This window comes from Halomonas sp. DP4Y7-1 (assembly GCF_019800705.1).
GTDB lineage: Bacteria > Pseudomonadota > Gammaproteobacteria > Pseudomonadales > Halomonadaceae > Halomonas > Halomonas litopenaei_A.
On sequence record NZ_JAHVKS010000002.1, the window covers coordinates 1 to 14,026 of the forward strand.

The following is a 14,026-nucleotide window of genomic DNA, read 5'->3' on the forward strand; positions in this document are numbered from 1 at the left end:
AGCCGGCGGCGTAGCCGGGCTCCAGGGTCTCGCCGGTGGCCGGATTGATGGCATGGATGGCCTTGCCGCTGGCCGCCACGGCCTGGCTGCCAATGAGTTGCTTGCCTTGCAGAGTCATGAAAAGGTCTCCTGTGATGGGTCGCGTGCGCGCTGACAGCGGACTATCAACGTGCTGTCAGCGGACTGTCAGCGGACTGTCAGCGCGCTATCAACGCACTAGGGCCGGACGCTTGGGATCAAACTCCCAGCCGTCGATCAGATACTGCATGGCCATGGCATCGTTACGGCTGGTGACATCCAGACGCTGGTACTTTTGGTGGGCTTCCATCAGCTTGTCATCATCAATCTCGACGCCAAGGCCTGGGGTGGTCGGGACCTTCAGCTTGCCACCCTCGATCTTGAACGGTTCCCTGGTGATACGCTGCCCGTCCTGCCAGATCCAGTGTGTATCAATGGCCGTGATATTGCCGGGGCACGCCGCCGCGACGTGGGTCATCATGGCCAGCGAGACATCGAAATGGTTGTTGCTGTGGGAGCCCCAGGTCATGCCCCACTCATGGCACAGCTCACCCACTGCTACCGCTCCCTGCATGGTCCAGAAGTGGCAGTCCGCCAGCGGAATGTCGACCGCGTTAAGCTGCACCGCCAGCTTCAATTGGCGATAGTCGGTGGCGATCATGTTGGTCGCGGTGGCAAGGCCGGTACGACGCTTGAACTCGGCCATGGTCTCGCGCCCGGAGTAGCTGCCTTCCTGACCGCAGGGGTCTTCAGCATAGCTCAGGATATCCTTGATCGGCTCAAGCACGCGTACCGCCTCCTCCAGCGACCAGGCGCCGTTGGGGTCCAGGGTCAGACGTGCGTCAGGGAAGGCCTCGTGCAGGGCTCGGATGCAGTCGGCCTCTTCTTCGCCGCGCAGCACCCCGCCCTTCAGCTTGAAGTCCTTGAAGCCGTAGCGGTCGTAAGCCGCCTTGGCCAGATTCGCCACCGCCTCAGGGGTCATCGCCTTCTGGTAGCGCACCTCATCCCAGGCGTCTACCGGGTCAGCCACCTTGGGATAGGGCAAGTCAGTCTTGTCCGGATCCCCCAGCAGGAACAGATAGCCCAGTGCCTCGACCTCATCACGCTGGCGTCCGTACTGGCCCAGCAGATCCGCGACCGGCATCCCGAGCGCCTGACCGAACAGGTCATAGAGCGCCGACTCGATGGCGGTGATCACGTGCACTGCCACCCGCAGGTCGAAGGTCTGGCGACCGCGCTCTTCCGGGCCATTGCGAGACAGCACCTGGCGAGCTTGGCTCAGTACCTGCTTGACCTCATTGACTCGGGCCCCTTCCACCAGGGAGCGACACTGCTCGAGCCCCTTGAGGATACCGTCGCTGGAGGGAATCTCCCCCACCCCGCGATTGCCTGAGGCGTCTTCCAGCACCACCACGCAGCGAATGAACCAGGGCGCATGTCCGCCGCTCAGGTTCAGCAAAAAACCGTCTTCACCGGCAACCGGCACGATGTTCATTTTGGTGATCTTGGGGAACATGAATACATGGCCTCTTGGTCGTTCGAATCGAAAAGGATGAAGCGCTCAGGTCACCGGCGCAGGGTTGAACAGCACCAGGTCGTTGTAGAGTCCCAGGCGGTCAGCGGCGACCTGGTGGCGTCCGCTGGCGACCTCGAGGATCAACTCGAACAGCTCCCAGCCGATGTCCTCGATGCTGGCCTCGCCGGTGGCAATGCGCCCGGCATCCAGGTCAATCAGGTCGTGCCAGCGCCGTCCCAGCGTGGAGTTGGTGGACACCTTGATCACCGGCGTCATCGCCAGGTTGTAGGGCGTTCCACGCCCGGTGGTGAACACCTGAAGATTCATGCCTGCCGCCGCCTGCAGGGTGCCGCAGATAAAATCGCTGGCGGGAGTGGCGGCAAAGGTCAGGCCGCGCTTGCGCAGGCGCTCGCCAGGGCCGATGACGTCCACAATGGGGGAGTTGCCGGACTTGATCACCGACCCCAGCGCCTTCTCAACGATGTTACTGAGCCCACCTTTCTTGTTGCCCGGTGATGGGTTGGCGCTGCGATCTGCCTGGCCTTGGGCGAGATAGTCGTCGTACCACGCCATCTGGTCGATCAGCGCCTGGCCGACCTGGCGGTCGACGGCTCTCGGCGTCAACAGGTGGATGGCATCACGCACCTCGGTCACTTCGGAGAACATCACACTGCCGCCGGCCCTTACGATCAGGTCCGTGGCAAAGCCTACCGCCGGATTGGCGGTCACCCCGGAAAACGCATCACTCCCGCCACACTGCATGCCCACCGTCAGCTCGGACACCGGGCAGGTTTCGCGACGACGCCGGTTCAGGCGTTCAAGGTGGCGCTCGGCCATTTCCATGATGCCTTCGACCATCTCGCCGAAGCCCTCGAAGGACTCGTGCTGCAGGCTAAGCACATTGGCATCGTCGTTGGTCTCGTCGTGCGTCAAGGCATCGGCGCTGCGCTCGAAGATCTTGACCGGCTCATCGTCGATCAGGGTCGAGGGCTGGAGCTTCTCGCAGCCCAAGCCGATGACCATCACCTCGCCACCAAAATTGGGGTTACGCGCCAGGTTCTTGAGCGTGCGAATCGGCACTATCGCGGCAGGTGCGCCGATGGCAACGCCACAGCCGTAGCTGTGGTTAAGCCCGACCACGTCATCGACATGGGGAAAGCGCGGCAACAGTTCGCGCTTGATCCTGGCCACCACGTGGTCCACCGTTCCCGCCACGCACTGCACGCTGGTGGTGATTCCCAGCACATTGCGTGTGCCGACGCTGCCATCGGGATTGCGAAACCCTTCGAAGGTATAGCCTTCCAGTGGCTCCACGGGGGGCGCTTCACGGGTCGCCAGCGGCAGTTCATCAAGGGTTGGCGGGATCGGTAGCCGGACGTTGTTCTCGTTGACATGGCCACCACGAGCAATGGCTGACAGCGCCGTGCCGATGACCTCGTTGTAGCGAATGATCCGCTCGCCCTCGCCGATGTCGGTCAGCGCCACCTTGTGGCCCTGGGGGATATCCACCCCCAGCACCACTCCGTCGTCCAGTCGCGTACCGGCAGGCAAGCCGCCCTGGCCGACCACAATCGCTACGTTATCGCTGGGATGGACGCGGATGACACGGCTTTGATTCACCTGGTTGTTAGCCGTCATGGCGATCTCCTTGCTGGGTGCTGCCGGTGACCTGGCTCAGCTCCATCTTCTGGCGCGCACGACTCTTGAGTCCAAGCACGATGGAGAAGCCAATCGACGCCGCGATCAACAGCCACAGCACGACCGCAATGGGGCTCTTGGTAAAGAAGATGGAGTAGGTGCCGAAGGACTCGAGGCTCTTGACGAAGTAGACCTCGGCGGAGCTTCCCAGGATAAAGCCGATGATCAGCGGCGCGACCTCCAGTCCAATCTTCTCGATCAGATAGCCAAAGATGCCGAAGATCAGCAGCGTCCAGACATCGAACATGATGCCGTAATTGATCGCGTAAGCGCCCACCACACACATCATCACGATAATGGGATACAGGATGTACTTGGGCACCAGTACCACCCTGGCGATGTACTTGATGGCGTAGAACATCAGGAAAAACATGACGACGTTGGCAAACACCAGCGCGATCATCATCACCGTCCAGGTATCCTGGTTTTCAGGAATGAACAGCGGCCCGACCTGGATCCCCTGAAGGGTGAAGGCACCAATCAGCACCGCCGTAGTGGAGTCACCGGGAATCCCCAGGGACAACAGCGGTATCAGTGCGCCACCGGTGAGTGCATTGTTGGCCGACTCCGAGGCAATCAACCCCTGGGGAGCCCCCTTGCCCATCTCGCTCGAGTCCCGAGACAGGTTCTTTTCCTGGGTGTAGGCCAGTACCGAAGCAGCGCTGCCGCCGACTCCCGGCAACATGCCGACGAAGGTGCCGATAAACGAGGAGCGTGTCAGATTGGTAAGGCGCCCCTTGAACAGCCCAAGGGAAAAACCACCGCCTTTACCCATGTCGAGCTTGGCGCCGGACAGGCCGCTTTTCACGCCCTTTTCCGCTTCCAGCAGGATCGTCGAGATACCAAAGATCCCGATCAATACCGGCAGCAGCGAGAAGCCATCCACCAGATAGGGCTCAAGAGCATCAAACATCAAGCGGGTCTTGCCGTTGCCGCCATCAGACAGGCTGTAGGTACCGATCAGACTGAGCCAGATACCGATAACGCCGCTGAAGATGCCAATCAGCATGTTGCTCGACATCGACGCAATCACCGTCAGCGCCAGCAAGATAATCAGAAACTTCTCGACATAGGAGAACTTGATCGAGAATTCCGCCAGCAGCGGGGCAAAGAAGAACAGCACCATTGCACTGATCAGCCCCCCCACCAGGGAAGACACCACGCAGACGCGCAGCGCCATTTCCCCCAGCCCCTTCTGGGCCATGGGATAACCATCGAACGTCGTGGTGATGGAGGACGGCGTTCCCGGAATATTGAGCAGCACGGCAGGTACCATGCCGCCGGAAATGCCGCCGACATAGAGACCAAGCAACAGCGCCAGGCCGTGCTCCAGTCCAAGGGCATAGGTCAGCGGCAGGCACACCGCCACCGCCATGGTCGCGGTCATGCCGGGTATCGCACCGAAGATGATACCAATCAGCGTGCCGATCGATGCCAGCAAGAAAAAGGTGATATCGAGGTAGGACAGGATTTCCATGGGTCAACGCTCCCCTACGGCAAGGTGATGTAGAACAGCTTGGCGAAGATCAGCCAGGCCAGGGATGGCGCCACCACGGCATTGATGGCAGCGGTGATCACCTTGCGGCGGGTTCGGGTATGCATGTACATCATCGACATCAAAAACAGAAAGACGATGGACACGAACAAGAAGCCATAGCCGGTGTAGGGAAACAGGTTGCCCACCACTGACATCAGCGCGAAATAGCCGACAATCAGTACCAGCGTGCCGAAGAAACGAACTCCATCCATGGACTCGCCGATGATCGGCAGCGTCTTTTCTCCGCGCTTGACCGCGGCGAGAAAGGGCACAAGACGAAACACCACGACCAGGGCAAACAGCAGTGCCAGCGCCCAATGAATGATCGTGGGAAAAAACAGATGAGACGAGTCGAAGTCGATCGACACACTCAGCGGGGAGGTTTCCATAGCGGCTCCGTGAAGGCCTGTCGGGAGAGCCTTGCAAGATGAGGTGACAGTGAAGGCGCCGGCGACGGGTCGCCGCCGGCCCTCCTTGATCGGTCAGCAGATCACGGCTTGATGCTGTCGATGATCTCGGCGTAACGATCTGCCTTTTCGCGCAGGTGAGCCTGGGCTTCGTCGGACGGCATGAAGTCGGGGATAAAGAACGACTGCTTTTGGGTTTCCTGGATCTCGCCCTCGGCGTAGATCTCGGCCAGGGTGGCGTCGATCTGCTCGACGATTTCGGGATTCATGTCCTTGTTGTAAAGGAAGAAGAATTCCTTATCGAAGGCGAAGTTCCCGGCGTCGCCCATGGTCACCTCGACGTTGGGCTCGACGAACTGAAGCAGGGTCTCGCGATCGGTCTGACCCAGTCCCTCTTCATGGGCTTGCTGCAGCGTGTCGTGACGCGCCGTCAGCCAGACAAAGCGCATCGCCTTCTGGTCATCTTCTGGCAGGCGGGTGTACTGCTCGTTGGCCTGCACCGAGCCATTGATCAGGTCGGCCTGGTCATCAAACAACAGCTGGTTCTTGTCTGCCTGGGAGCCGGTGTTCACCGCTACCAGGTTCTCCTCACTGCCAGGGTGCTCGATGCGAATCGCATTCTTCAGCGCGGTGTAGCCGATCTCCGAGACGCCACCCGGTTGAATGGCCACACGTACCGTCTCGCCGCTGCCTACCGCCTCGATGATGTCGTCCAGGCTTTGGTACGGCGAATCCTTCGGTACCAGGTAGGCGTTACCGGGATTGATGGCGATGGTCGGCCCGATGATGTAGTTCTCGAACGGATCCTTGTAGCCCTCGACACCATATTGATTACCCAGATAGGCCTGATCGTGGAAGATCATCAGGGTATTGCCACGGGGGTCACGATCCAGGGCTCGATAGGCGGCGCTGACACCCACCGCGTCAACCTTCATGTTCAGGTCCAGCGCCTCGGACAGCTGGTCGACCACGATGGCGGAATTCTGGTAGGTATCGCCCCCGGTGGAGCTCGAGCCGATGACCACGCGAATGTTGCCGCGCAGCGGGCCGTCAGCGGCCAGTGCCACGCTGCTCGACAGGGCCATGGAGGCCGCCAGAGCGGTGGTGGCCAGGGTAATGGAGAGTCTTGGCATGCTCATGGAGTCACCTGATTGAAATGGTTGTGGGTGGCTTCGTGCTTGGCCCTGCAAGCAGGGCCGGGGGCGGATATTCCGCCAGGAGAATCAGAAGGAACGGGCGCGCTCGATCAGCTGTTCAAGCTGCTTGCGCTCGTCCGCCGTCGGCATCTCGAGCGGCGCACGCACAGAGCCGGACGAACGGCCGATCAGGTCGGTGCCGGCCTTTATCAGGCTGACCGCGTAGCCAGCCTTGTTGTCACGCAGGGCAACGAATGGCAGGAAGAACTCGCGGGAGATCTTGCGCACGGTGTCGGTATCACCGCCGCGCAGTGCCTTGTAGAAGGTCACCGCCATGTCCGGCACGAAGTTGAACACCGCACTGGAATAGGTATTCACCCCCATGGCCAGGTAAGACTCGGCGATGATCTCGGCAGTCGGCACTCCGCCCACGTAGGCCAGGCGTTCGCCGACGGTCTTGATCACCCGGTTGAGCGCCTGCATGTCGCCCTTGCCGTCCTTGAGCCCTACCAGATTGGGATGGGCATCGGCCAGACGCTTCACCGACTGAGGGTTCAGCACCCCATTGCCACGGTTGTAGTAGATCACGCTGATGCTGGTGGATGCACAAATCTGTCCGGCATACTCCACCAGGCCGTCCTGGGGACACTCTGTCAGGTAAGGAGGCATCAGCAGAATGCCGTCGGCTCCCTCTTCTTCTGCAATGCGGGCGAATTCACTCCCGGTCGCCACGCTGAGGCCTGCGCTGGCAATCACCGGCAGCTTGCCGTCAACCACTTCCACTGCCAGCCGCACAATCTCACGAAACTCCTGGATCGAGAGATTGAAGAACTCTCCCGTGCCGCCAGCCACGAATACCGCCGAAATCTCGTGGCTGATAAACCACTCAAGGCGCTGACGATAGCTGTCGGCGTCAAAGCGGCCCTGGTCATCAAAATCGGTGACGGGAAATGACAGCAGACCATCGCTGATCGCCTGCTTGACCTGTGCATGGGTAAATTTCACCGGGACGTCCTCCTGTCTTCATGTCGTTGCGTCTTCGCAACACCTGTCGCATCACACTTCACATGGCGAGACGTGAGGGTCTCGACGCCCTCAAGTCATACATCATACAAAGTACAAGCTAGACACTTGCGTCCTGACTGACAAGAGGCGTTATGGTAGATTGAGACCAAAGTTCAAGGCGCGCACCCAGCTCCGTCGTGGGACATCTCATGGACGAATCAGCGCCTGACACGGAGGCTTTCAAGCGCACCCATGACCCTGCTCGACGTCTTTGTCTCGACGCTGAACATCAGCCTGCCGGTATTCGCCATGGTATTTATCGGTATCGGCCTGAAGCGCCTGGGCTGGATCGACCAGTCCTTCGTCAATACCGCCTCTCGGCTGGTCTTCCGCGGCACCCTGCCGGTCATGCTGTTCCTCAGCCTGATTCATACCGACATCGCCCAGACCCTCAACCCTTGGATGCTGCTCTATTTCGGCCTGGCCACCTTGGCGAGCTTCATCCTCAGCTGGGGCTATGCCGCGCTCAAGGTCAAGCGCCATCGGCGTGGCGTCTACGTGCAAGGCGCCTTCCGCGGCAACTGCGGGGTGGTGGGGCTCGCGCTTGCCGCCGGCATGTACGGTGATGTCGGGCTGTCGTTGGGCAGCTTGCTGCTGAGCGTGGTGATCTTGAGCTACAACATCCTGTCGGTCGTGGTACTGGCTGCCTACCAGCTGGATGAGCATGGCGAGCGTCGGGCCATCGACTGGAAGAGCATCCTCCGCCACATCCTGACCAACCCACTGATCCTGGCCGTGGTGGCAGCATTACCGCTGGCGGCCCTGGGCATTCAATTGCCCGCCTGGCTCGAAACCAGCGGTGACTACTTTGCTTCCTTGACGCTGCCCCTGGCCTTGATCTGTATCGGCGCCACCATCTCGACCCGAGCGCTGAAAAACAGTTACCGCACCGCCGTCAGCGCGAGCCTGGCGAAGATGGTGGTGATTCCGCTCCTGGCAACCCTGGGGGCCATGGCGGCAGGGTTTCGCGGGCCAGAGCTCGGCGTGCTGTTTCTGTACTTCGCCAGCCCCACCGCCGCCGCCGCCTTCGTCATGGCCAAGGCCATGGGCGGCGACGAGACGCTGACCGCCAACATCATTGCCTTGACCACCCTGATGGCCAGCATCAGCGTGACGCTAGGCGTGTTTATCCTGCGGATCAATGGGCTGATCTAATTCAGGAGCTGGCTCAGGGGCTGGCTCAGCGGCTGGCCTGCGTGCCCTCGACCACCTCGAACTGCTCGATGCCGCCGCCCTCGCGGGTCGCTTCTGCGGGCAGCGGGTTGGCGTGGGCGCGCTTGAAGTCATCGCTGCCGACCCAGGCACGAAAGGCGGCCTGGCTTTCCCACTCGGTTTCCACCACGTATGGCGCCTGGTTACCGAGTGGGCGCAGCACACGCATGGCAATGAAGCCTGGCTGCGCGTCGATCTCACCGGCTCGACGGCGAAAGCGCTCTTCAAACTCCGCCTCGAAACCCTCGTTGACATAGATACGATTGTTGACGATAAAACTCATGGTCATTCCTGTGGCGAGAAAGTGAGCCGCCCAAGGCGGCAGACGTACGCAAGGACATCAGGCAAGCGAAGCCGGGTGGGTCATGGACACCAAGCGCGCACAGCCCGCGGCATAGATATCCGCCTCCAGCTCCGCTATCGCGGCAGTGCCAAAGCCCACTCCGGCCTGCTCTCGACCCTCGACCAGCAGCCCCGTCAGGCATGCCACCAGCGGCATATGGCTGACCAGCAACAGCGGCGCCTCACCGGCGTTGAGGGTCAGCCAGTCCACCGCTGCCTCGGGCGGATCATCCGGCGTGATGATCTCCAGGGTATCTATGCTGATGCTGCCCGGTAGCATCTCCATCACCAGCGCCGCCGTCTGCTGGGCGCGGACGAACGGGCTCGCCAGGATCCGCAGGTTCGCCACATCGATATCGCTGCGGTCAGCCAGCCAGCGACCCATGGCACGTGCCTCACCTTCTCCGCGCTCGGTCAGACGTCGCTCGTGATCAGGATAGCCAGGGGCGGCCTCTCCGTGACGCATGATCAACAGCTCAGCCATGACGAGCCTCCGTGTCACGACGGTCCTGCTTGACGTCTTCCCGCGGAAGCACAAACTCGACGTCGCTGCTCTGCTCGTTGCGCATCAAGAGCTTGGCCATGTCTCTGGCCGGGACACCGCGGAACAACACCTGGTACAGGCCCTCTGCCAACGGCATGTAGACCCCTTCGGCATCGGCCTTGTCACGTACCAGCTTCACGGTATTGACGCCTTCGGCCACCTGGCCAAGGGATGCCACCGCATCATCGAGGGACTGCCCCTTGCCCAGGGCAAAGCCGACGCGATAGTTGCGCGACAGCTCCGATGAACAGGTCACGATCAGGTCACCCACTCCAGCGAGCCCCAGGAACGTCATGGGATTGGCCCCCTGAGACACCGCGAAGCGGCTCATCTCGGCCAGCGCCCGGGTCATCAGCATGCTGCGGGTGTTTTCGCCCATGCCCAGCGCCGCGGCCATACCGGCGGCGATGGCATAGATGTTTTTCAGCGCGCCGCCAAGCTCCACGCCATAGCGATCATTGCTGGCGTAGACACGGAAGTAGTCGCAGCCAAGCACCGCTTGAACACGGGCACGGGTCTCGGCGTCGTGGCTGGCAATCACGGTGGCGGTCAGCTGTTTCTGAGCCACCTCCGATGCCAGATTGGGTCCAGACAGGACGCCTACATGGGTAAAGCCGGTCTCATCCTCGAGAATCTGGCTCATCAGCTTGAAGCCTTCTTCCTGGATGCCCTTGGTGGTGCTGACCAGGATCTGCTCCGGCGTCAGAAAGGTGCGAGCTTGTCTCACGACATCGGCAAACGCCTTGGAAGGAATCGCCACCAGCACCAGGGAGGCCCCCTCCAGCACCCACTCAAGCTGCGTGGACGCCTCTACCCGAGGATTGATGGCATAGTCGGGCAAGTAGCGGGGATTGCGATGATCGCGGTTGATGCTATCTACCAGCGAGGCATCCCTAAGCCACTGGCGCACCTGACAGCCGTTGTCGGCCGCGATACTGGCCAGCGCCGTGCCAAAACTGCCCCCTCCCAGCACCGCTACCCGGGTGTCCTTGTCGGTCATGCTCGCTCCGCAGTCGATGAGTCCACAAGGATTGTACCGAATAATAGACCCGCAGCGAGACGCATCATCCAGACCTTGCCTACCCCATACCGAAAAACGACAACGCCCCTTCAACAGGGGCGTCGGCGGGCCCCTCAAACAAAGAGGGGCGGCAGCGGGCCCCTCAAACAAACAGGGGCGGCGGAGGGCCCCTTAAGCAACAGGGGCGTCGGCGGGCCCCTTAAGCAGCAGGGGCCTCTCAGATCAATCGATCAACGGTACCAGCGAATCAATGCTGGCTCGTGCATCGCCGTAGAACATCCGCGTGTTTTCCTTGTAGAACAGCGGATTCTCGATACCGGAATAGCCGGTACCCTGGCCACGCTTGCACACGAACACCTGCTTGGCTTCCCACACCCTGAGTACCGGCATGCCGGCAATGGGGCTGTTGGGATCTTCCTGAGCCGCCGGGTTCACGATGTCGTTGGAGCCAATGATGATCACCACATCGGTAGAAGCGAAGTCATCATTGATTTCGTCCATCTCAAGCACGATGTCGTAAGGCACCTTGGCCTCGGCCAGCAGCACGTTCATGTGGCCAGGCAGGCGTCCCGCTACCGGGTGGATGCCAAAGCGCACTTCCTTGCCGGCAGCACGCAGCTTGCGCACCAGCTCGCTGACGGCATTCTGCGCCTGGGCCACCGCCATGCCGTAGCCCGGCACGATGATGACGCTGTCGGCATCATTGAGGGCACTACCCACGCCGCCCGCATCAATGGCGATCTGCTCGCCCTCGATCTCCTGAGCCGGCCCCTGAGTGCCACCGAAGCCACCCAGGATGACGCTGACGAAGTTGCGGTTCATCGCCTTGCACATGATGTACGAGAGGATGGCACCGGAAGAGCCGACCAGGGCACCGGTGACGATCAGCAGATCATTGGACAGGGTGAAGCCGATGGCGGCCGCGGCCCAGCCCGAGTAGCTGTTGAGCATCGACACCACCACCGGCATGTCCGCACCGCCGATCCCGAGGATCAGGTGCCAACCGATGAAGAACGCCAGGGCAGCGATCAGCAGCAGCGTCCAGAAGCCCGCGCCATTGAGGTAGGCAATGGCCAGTACCAGCGAGAGTGCAGCAGCACCGGCGTTAAGCGCATGGCCGCCGGGATACTTCTTGGGCTTGCCGTCGATCTTGCCGGACAGCTTGCCAAAGGCGATCACCGAGCCGGTAAAGGTTACCGCACCGATAAACACTCCCAGCACCACCTCGACCTGGAGGAAGGTCAGCTCCGCCGCGGTCTTGTGGGCCAGGGTGGCAGCAAAGGCGGACAGACCGTCGAGGGACTCGCCTGCGGCCTTGAGATCCAGCACTCGGGCGCGCTCCATTTCGGCGTTCCAGCCGACGAACACCGCCGCCAGACCGACGAAGGAGTGAAGAGCCGCCACCAGCTGCGGCATCTGTGTCATCTCGACTCGCTTGGCCACCAGCGTGCCGACGACGGCACCGATGATCATCATCGGAATCATCAGCCAATAGTTGCCGATGTTCGGGCCCAGCATGACCGAAAACACGGCCAGCGCCATGCCGACGATGCCATACCACACCGCGCGCTTGGCCTTCTCCTGGTTGCTGAGTCCCCCCAGCGAAAGGATAAACAGCACACTCGCCGCGATCGCCGCGGCGGTTACGAATTGTTGTCCTAGCATTTCGTCTCTCCGCGGTTCAGGACTTCTGGAACATGGCCAGCATCCGGCGTGTCACCAGAAAGCCACCCACGACGTTGATGGAAGCGATCAATACCGAGATGGCTGCCAGCAGGGCGACCAGCCAGCTGCCGGATCCCACCTGAAGCACGGCGCCGAGAATGATGATCCCGGAGATCGCGTTGGTCACCGCCATCAGCGGCGTGTGCAGAGAATGACTGACGTTCCAGATCACCTGGAAACCGACGAAACACGACAGCGCGAAGACGATGAAGTGCTGCATGAAAGAGGCCGGTGCCACCAGACCCAGCAAGCCCATGATGACGCCGCCGACCACCAGCATGGTGACCTGGCTCTTGGTCTGCTTCATGAAGGCAGCGTGCTCAGCAGCCTTGCGCTCTTCCGGAGTCGGCTCCTTTTCCTTCGGCTTGGGCTTGGCCGCAGCAATCGCCTTGACCTTGGGCGGCGGCGGCGGAAAGGTGACCTCGCCCTGGTGGGTCACGGTGGCCCCACGGATGACATCATCTTCCATGTCATGAACGATCTGCCCGTCCTTCTCCGGGGTCAGGTCGGTCAGCATGTGGCGGATGTTGGTGGCGTACAGCAGCGATGACTGGGTGGCCATGCGCGACGGGAAGTCGGTATAACCGACCACGATAACGCCGTTATCGGTGACAACGCGCTCGTCGGCCACGGTCAGGTCACAGTTGCCCCCCTTCTCGGCGGCCAGATCGACCACCACCGAGCCGGGCTTCATGGCCTTGACCATATCCTCGAGCCACAGCTTGGGCGCTGGGCGTCCAGGAATCAGGGCGGTGGTGATGACGATGTCCACCTCGGGTGCCTGCGCCCGGAACAGCTCCAGCTGCTTCTCGCGGAACTCGGGGCTCGAGGGGGCAGCGTAGCCACCGCTTTCGGAGCCATCCTGGGAGTCCTCGAAGTCGAGAAACAGGAATTCCGCGCCCATGGACTCGATCTGCTCGGACACTTCCGGACGGACGTCGAACGCGCGCACCACGGCACCCAGGCTGGTGGCGGTACCGATGGCAGCAAGACCCGCGACACCGGCACCGATGATCAGCACCTTGGCCGGCGGCACCTTGCCGGCGGCGGTCACCTGGCCGGTAAAGAAGCGGCCAAACTGATTGCCCGCCTCGATCACTGCGCGATAACCCGCGATGTTGGCCGTGGAAGACAGGGCATCCATCTTCTGGGCGCGGGAAATCCGCGGCACCATGTCCATGGCAATGACGCTGGCGCCCTTGTCCTTGCAGGTGTTCAGCATGTCTTCGTTCTGGGCCGGCCAGAAGAAGCTGATCAGCGTCTGGCCAGAGCGCAGCAGATCGGATTCCTGCTGCTGAGGCTCCCTCACCTTGACGACCACATCGGCCTGCTCGAACACCGCCTCCATGCTGTCGACGATGGTGACGCCAGCCGCTTCATAGGCCGCATCATTAAATCCGGCCAGCTCACCCGCGCCTGTCTCGATCAGGCATTCGTGCCCCAGCTTCTGAATGTGTCCGGCGCTTTCGGGCGTCAGCGCTACCCGCGCCTCGCCCTTGTGCCGTTCCCTCGGTGCTCCAATCTTCACAATGGATCTCCCATGTGGCCAACGTTATAGCGATTGCTTGTTATGGGTTCTTGTTATTGTCGTTTGCACCAGTGTTACCTCTACTGGCCGGTCTGCACAAGAGGGCAACGACAGTAAATTGTGCAGTGCAGCGTTAAAGCAAGCACCTGAATCCATTAAGAGAACCGGCGGCATGCGGGGTGTAAGCTTATGCCCTGCCGAGCGTCGAAGCCCGCCCTGTTCGGCGGCGTGGCGTGATCACACCACCTGTTGCGACAGTGCCTGCTACCCCGCGGGA

At 61.4% G+C, this 14,026-nt stretch carries 12 protein-coding genes; 1 reads left to right on the forward strand and 11 read right to left on the reverse strand.

Going from position 1 to position 14,026, the window contains the following annotated elements:
- Nucleotides 1-208: 208 nt before the first annotated feature.
- The 6 genes from KUV72_RS03595 to kdgD all read right to left on the reverse strand — a co-directional run bounded on the left by KUV72_RS03595 (nt 209) and on the right by kdgD (nt 7,317).
- A complete protein-coding gene (locus tag KUV72_RS03595; protein WP_222237486.1) occupies nt 209-1,534 on the reverse strand; it encodes an enolase C-terminal domain-like protein in 1,326 nt (441 codons plus the stop codon).
- A 45-nt stretch (nt 1,535-1,579) separates the two neighbouring features.
- Entirely contained in the window at nt 1,580-3,172 is a 1,593-nt protein-coding gene (gene garD / locus KUV72_RS03600; RefSeq protein ID WP_222237487.1) for a galactarate dehydratase, read from the reverse strand.
- Nucleotides 3,162-4,709: a tripartite tricarboxylate transporter permease gene (locus tag KUV72_RS03605; RefSeq protein WP_206940895.1), complete on the reverse strand. Its 1,548-nt coding sequence runs from the start codon at nt 4,707-4,709 to the stop codon at nt 3,162-3,164. Before KUV72_RS03605 ends, garD begins: the two co-directional genes overlap by 11 nt.
- A 14-nt stretch (nt 4,710-4,723) precedes the next feature.
- Nucleotides 4,724-5,158 (reverse strand): tripartite tricarboxylate transporter TctB family protein, encoded by a 435-nt coding sequence (locus KUV72_RS03610; protein WP_222162874.1) that lies wholly within the window; start codon nt 5,156-5,158, stop codon nt 4,724-4,726.
- A gap of 101 nt (nt 5,159-5,259) precedes the next feature.
- Nucleotides 5,260-6,315, reverse strand: a complete 1,056-nt coding sequence (locus KUV72_RS03615) for an ABC transporter substrate-binding protein (RefSeq protein ID WP_222162873.1) — start codon at nt 6,313-6,315, stop codon at nt 5,260-5,262.
- 84 nt (nt 6,316-6,399) lie between these two features.
- Complete coding sequence (gene kdgD / locus KUV72_RS03620; protein WP_206940901.1) at nt 6,400-7,317, reverse strand: 5-dehydro-4-deoxyglucarate dehydratase; 918 nt, start codon at nt 7,315-7,317, stop codon at nt 6,400-6,402.
- A 252-nt stretch (nt 7,318-7,569) separates the two neighbouring features.
- On the opposite strand from kdgD, the gene KUV72_RS03625 reads away from it, so the two are divergent.
- Nucleotides 7,570-8,532 (forward strand): AEC family transporter, encoded by a 963-nt coding sequence (locus tag KUV72_RS03625; protein WP_222162872.1) that lies wholly within the window; start codon nt 7,570-7,572, stop codon nt 8,530-8,532.
- 25 nt (nt 8,533-8,557) lie between these two features.
- Here the strand turns inward: KUV72_RS03625 and KUV72_RS03630 are convergent, their stop codons facing one another.
- The 5 genes from KUV72_RS03630 to KUV72_RS03650 form a co-directional block, all read right to left on the reverse strand.
- A complete protein-coding gene (locus KUV72_RS03630; RefSeq protein WP_206940905.1) occupies nt 8,558-8,872 on the reverse strand; it encodes an antibiotic biosynthesis monooxygenase family protein in 315 nt (104 codons plus the stop codon).
- A gap of 57 nt (nt 8,873-8,929) precedes the next feature.
- Complete coding sequence (gene sixA / locus KUV72_RS03635) at nt 8,930-9,415, reverse strand: phosphohistidine phosphatase SixA (protein WP_222237488.1); 486 nt, start codon at nt 9,413-9,415, stop codon at nt 8,930-8,932.
- Nucleotides 9,408-10,475, reverse strand: a complete 1,068-nt coding sequence (locus KUV72_RS03640) for an NAD(P)H-dependent glycerol-3-phosphate dehydrogenase (RefSeq protein WP_222162869.1) — start codon at nt 10,473-10,475, stop codon at nt 9,408-9,410. Before KUV72_RS03640 ends, sixA begins: the two co-directional genes overlap by 8 nt.
- A gap of 243 nt (nt 10,476-10,718) precedes the next feature.
- The gene (locus tag KUV72_RS03645) at nt 10,719-12,161 is read right to left on the reverse strand and encodes an NAD(P)(+) transhydrogenase (Re/Si-specific) subunit beta (protein ID WP_206940911.1); all 1,443 of its coding nucleotides are present in this window, start codon (nt 12,159-12,161) and stop codon (nt 10,719-10,721) included.
- Between the two features lie 16 nt (nt 12,162-12,177).
- A complete protein-coding gene (locus KUV72_RS03650) occupies nt 12,178-13,749 on the reverse strand; it encodes a Re/Si-specific NAD(P)(+) transhydrogenase subunit alpha (protein ID WP_222162868.1) in 1,572 nt (523 codons plus the stop codon).
- Between the last annotated feature and the right edge of the window lie 277 nt (nt 13,750-14,026).

Excerpts from the sequence above, each read along its gene's own strand:
- KUV72_RS03645 (WP_206940911.1), bottom strand. The coding sequence starts at position 12,161 with ATGCTAGGACAACAATTCGTAACCGCCGCGGCGATCGCGGCGAGTGTG.
- KUV72_RS03615 (WP_222162873.1), bottom strand. The coding sequence starts at position 6,315 with ATGAGCATGCCAAGACTCTCCATTACCCTGGCCACCACCGCTCTGGCG.
- sixA (WP_222237488.1), bottom strand. The coding sequence starts at position 9,415 with ATGGCTGAGCTGTTGATCATGCGTCACGGAGAGGCCGCCCCTGGCTAT.
- garD (WP_222237487.1), bottom strand. The coding sequence starts at position 3,172 with ATGACGGCTAACAACCAGGTGAATCAAAGCCGTGTCATCCGCGTCCAT.
- KUV72_RS03595 (WP_222237486.1), bottom strand. The coding sequence starts at position 1,534 with ATGTTCCCCAAGATCACCAAAATGAACATCGTGCCGGTTGCCGGTGAA.
- KUV72_RS03605 (WP_206940895.1), bottom strand. The coding sequence starts at position 4,709 with ATGGAAATCCTGTCCTACCTCGATATCACCTTTTTCTTGCTGGCATCG.
- KUV72_RS03630 (WP_206940905.1), bottom strand. The coding sequence starts at position 8,872 with ATGAGTTTTATCGTCAACAATCGTATCTATGTCAACGAGGGTTTCGAG.
- KUV72_RS03640 (WP_222162869.1), bottom strand. The coding sequence starts at position 10,475 with ATGACCGACAAGGACACCCGGGTAGCGGTGCTGGGAGGGGGCAGTTTT.
- KUV72_RS03610 (WP_222162874.1), bottom strand. The coding sequence starts at position 5,158 with ATGGAAACCTCCCCGCTGAGTGTGTCGATCGACTTCGACTCGTCTCAT.
- KUV72_RS03625 (WP_222162872.1), top strand. The coding sequence starts at position 7,570 with ATGACCCTGCTCGACGTCTTTGTCTCGACGCTGAACATCAGCCTGCCG.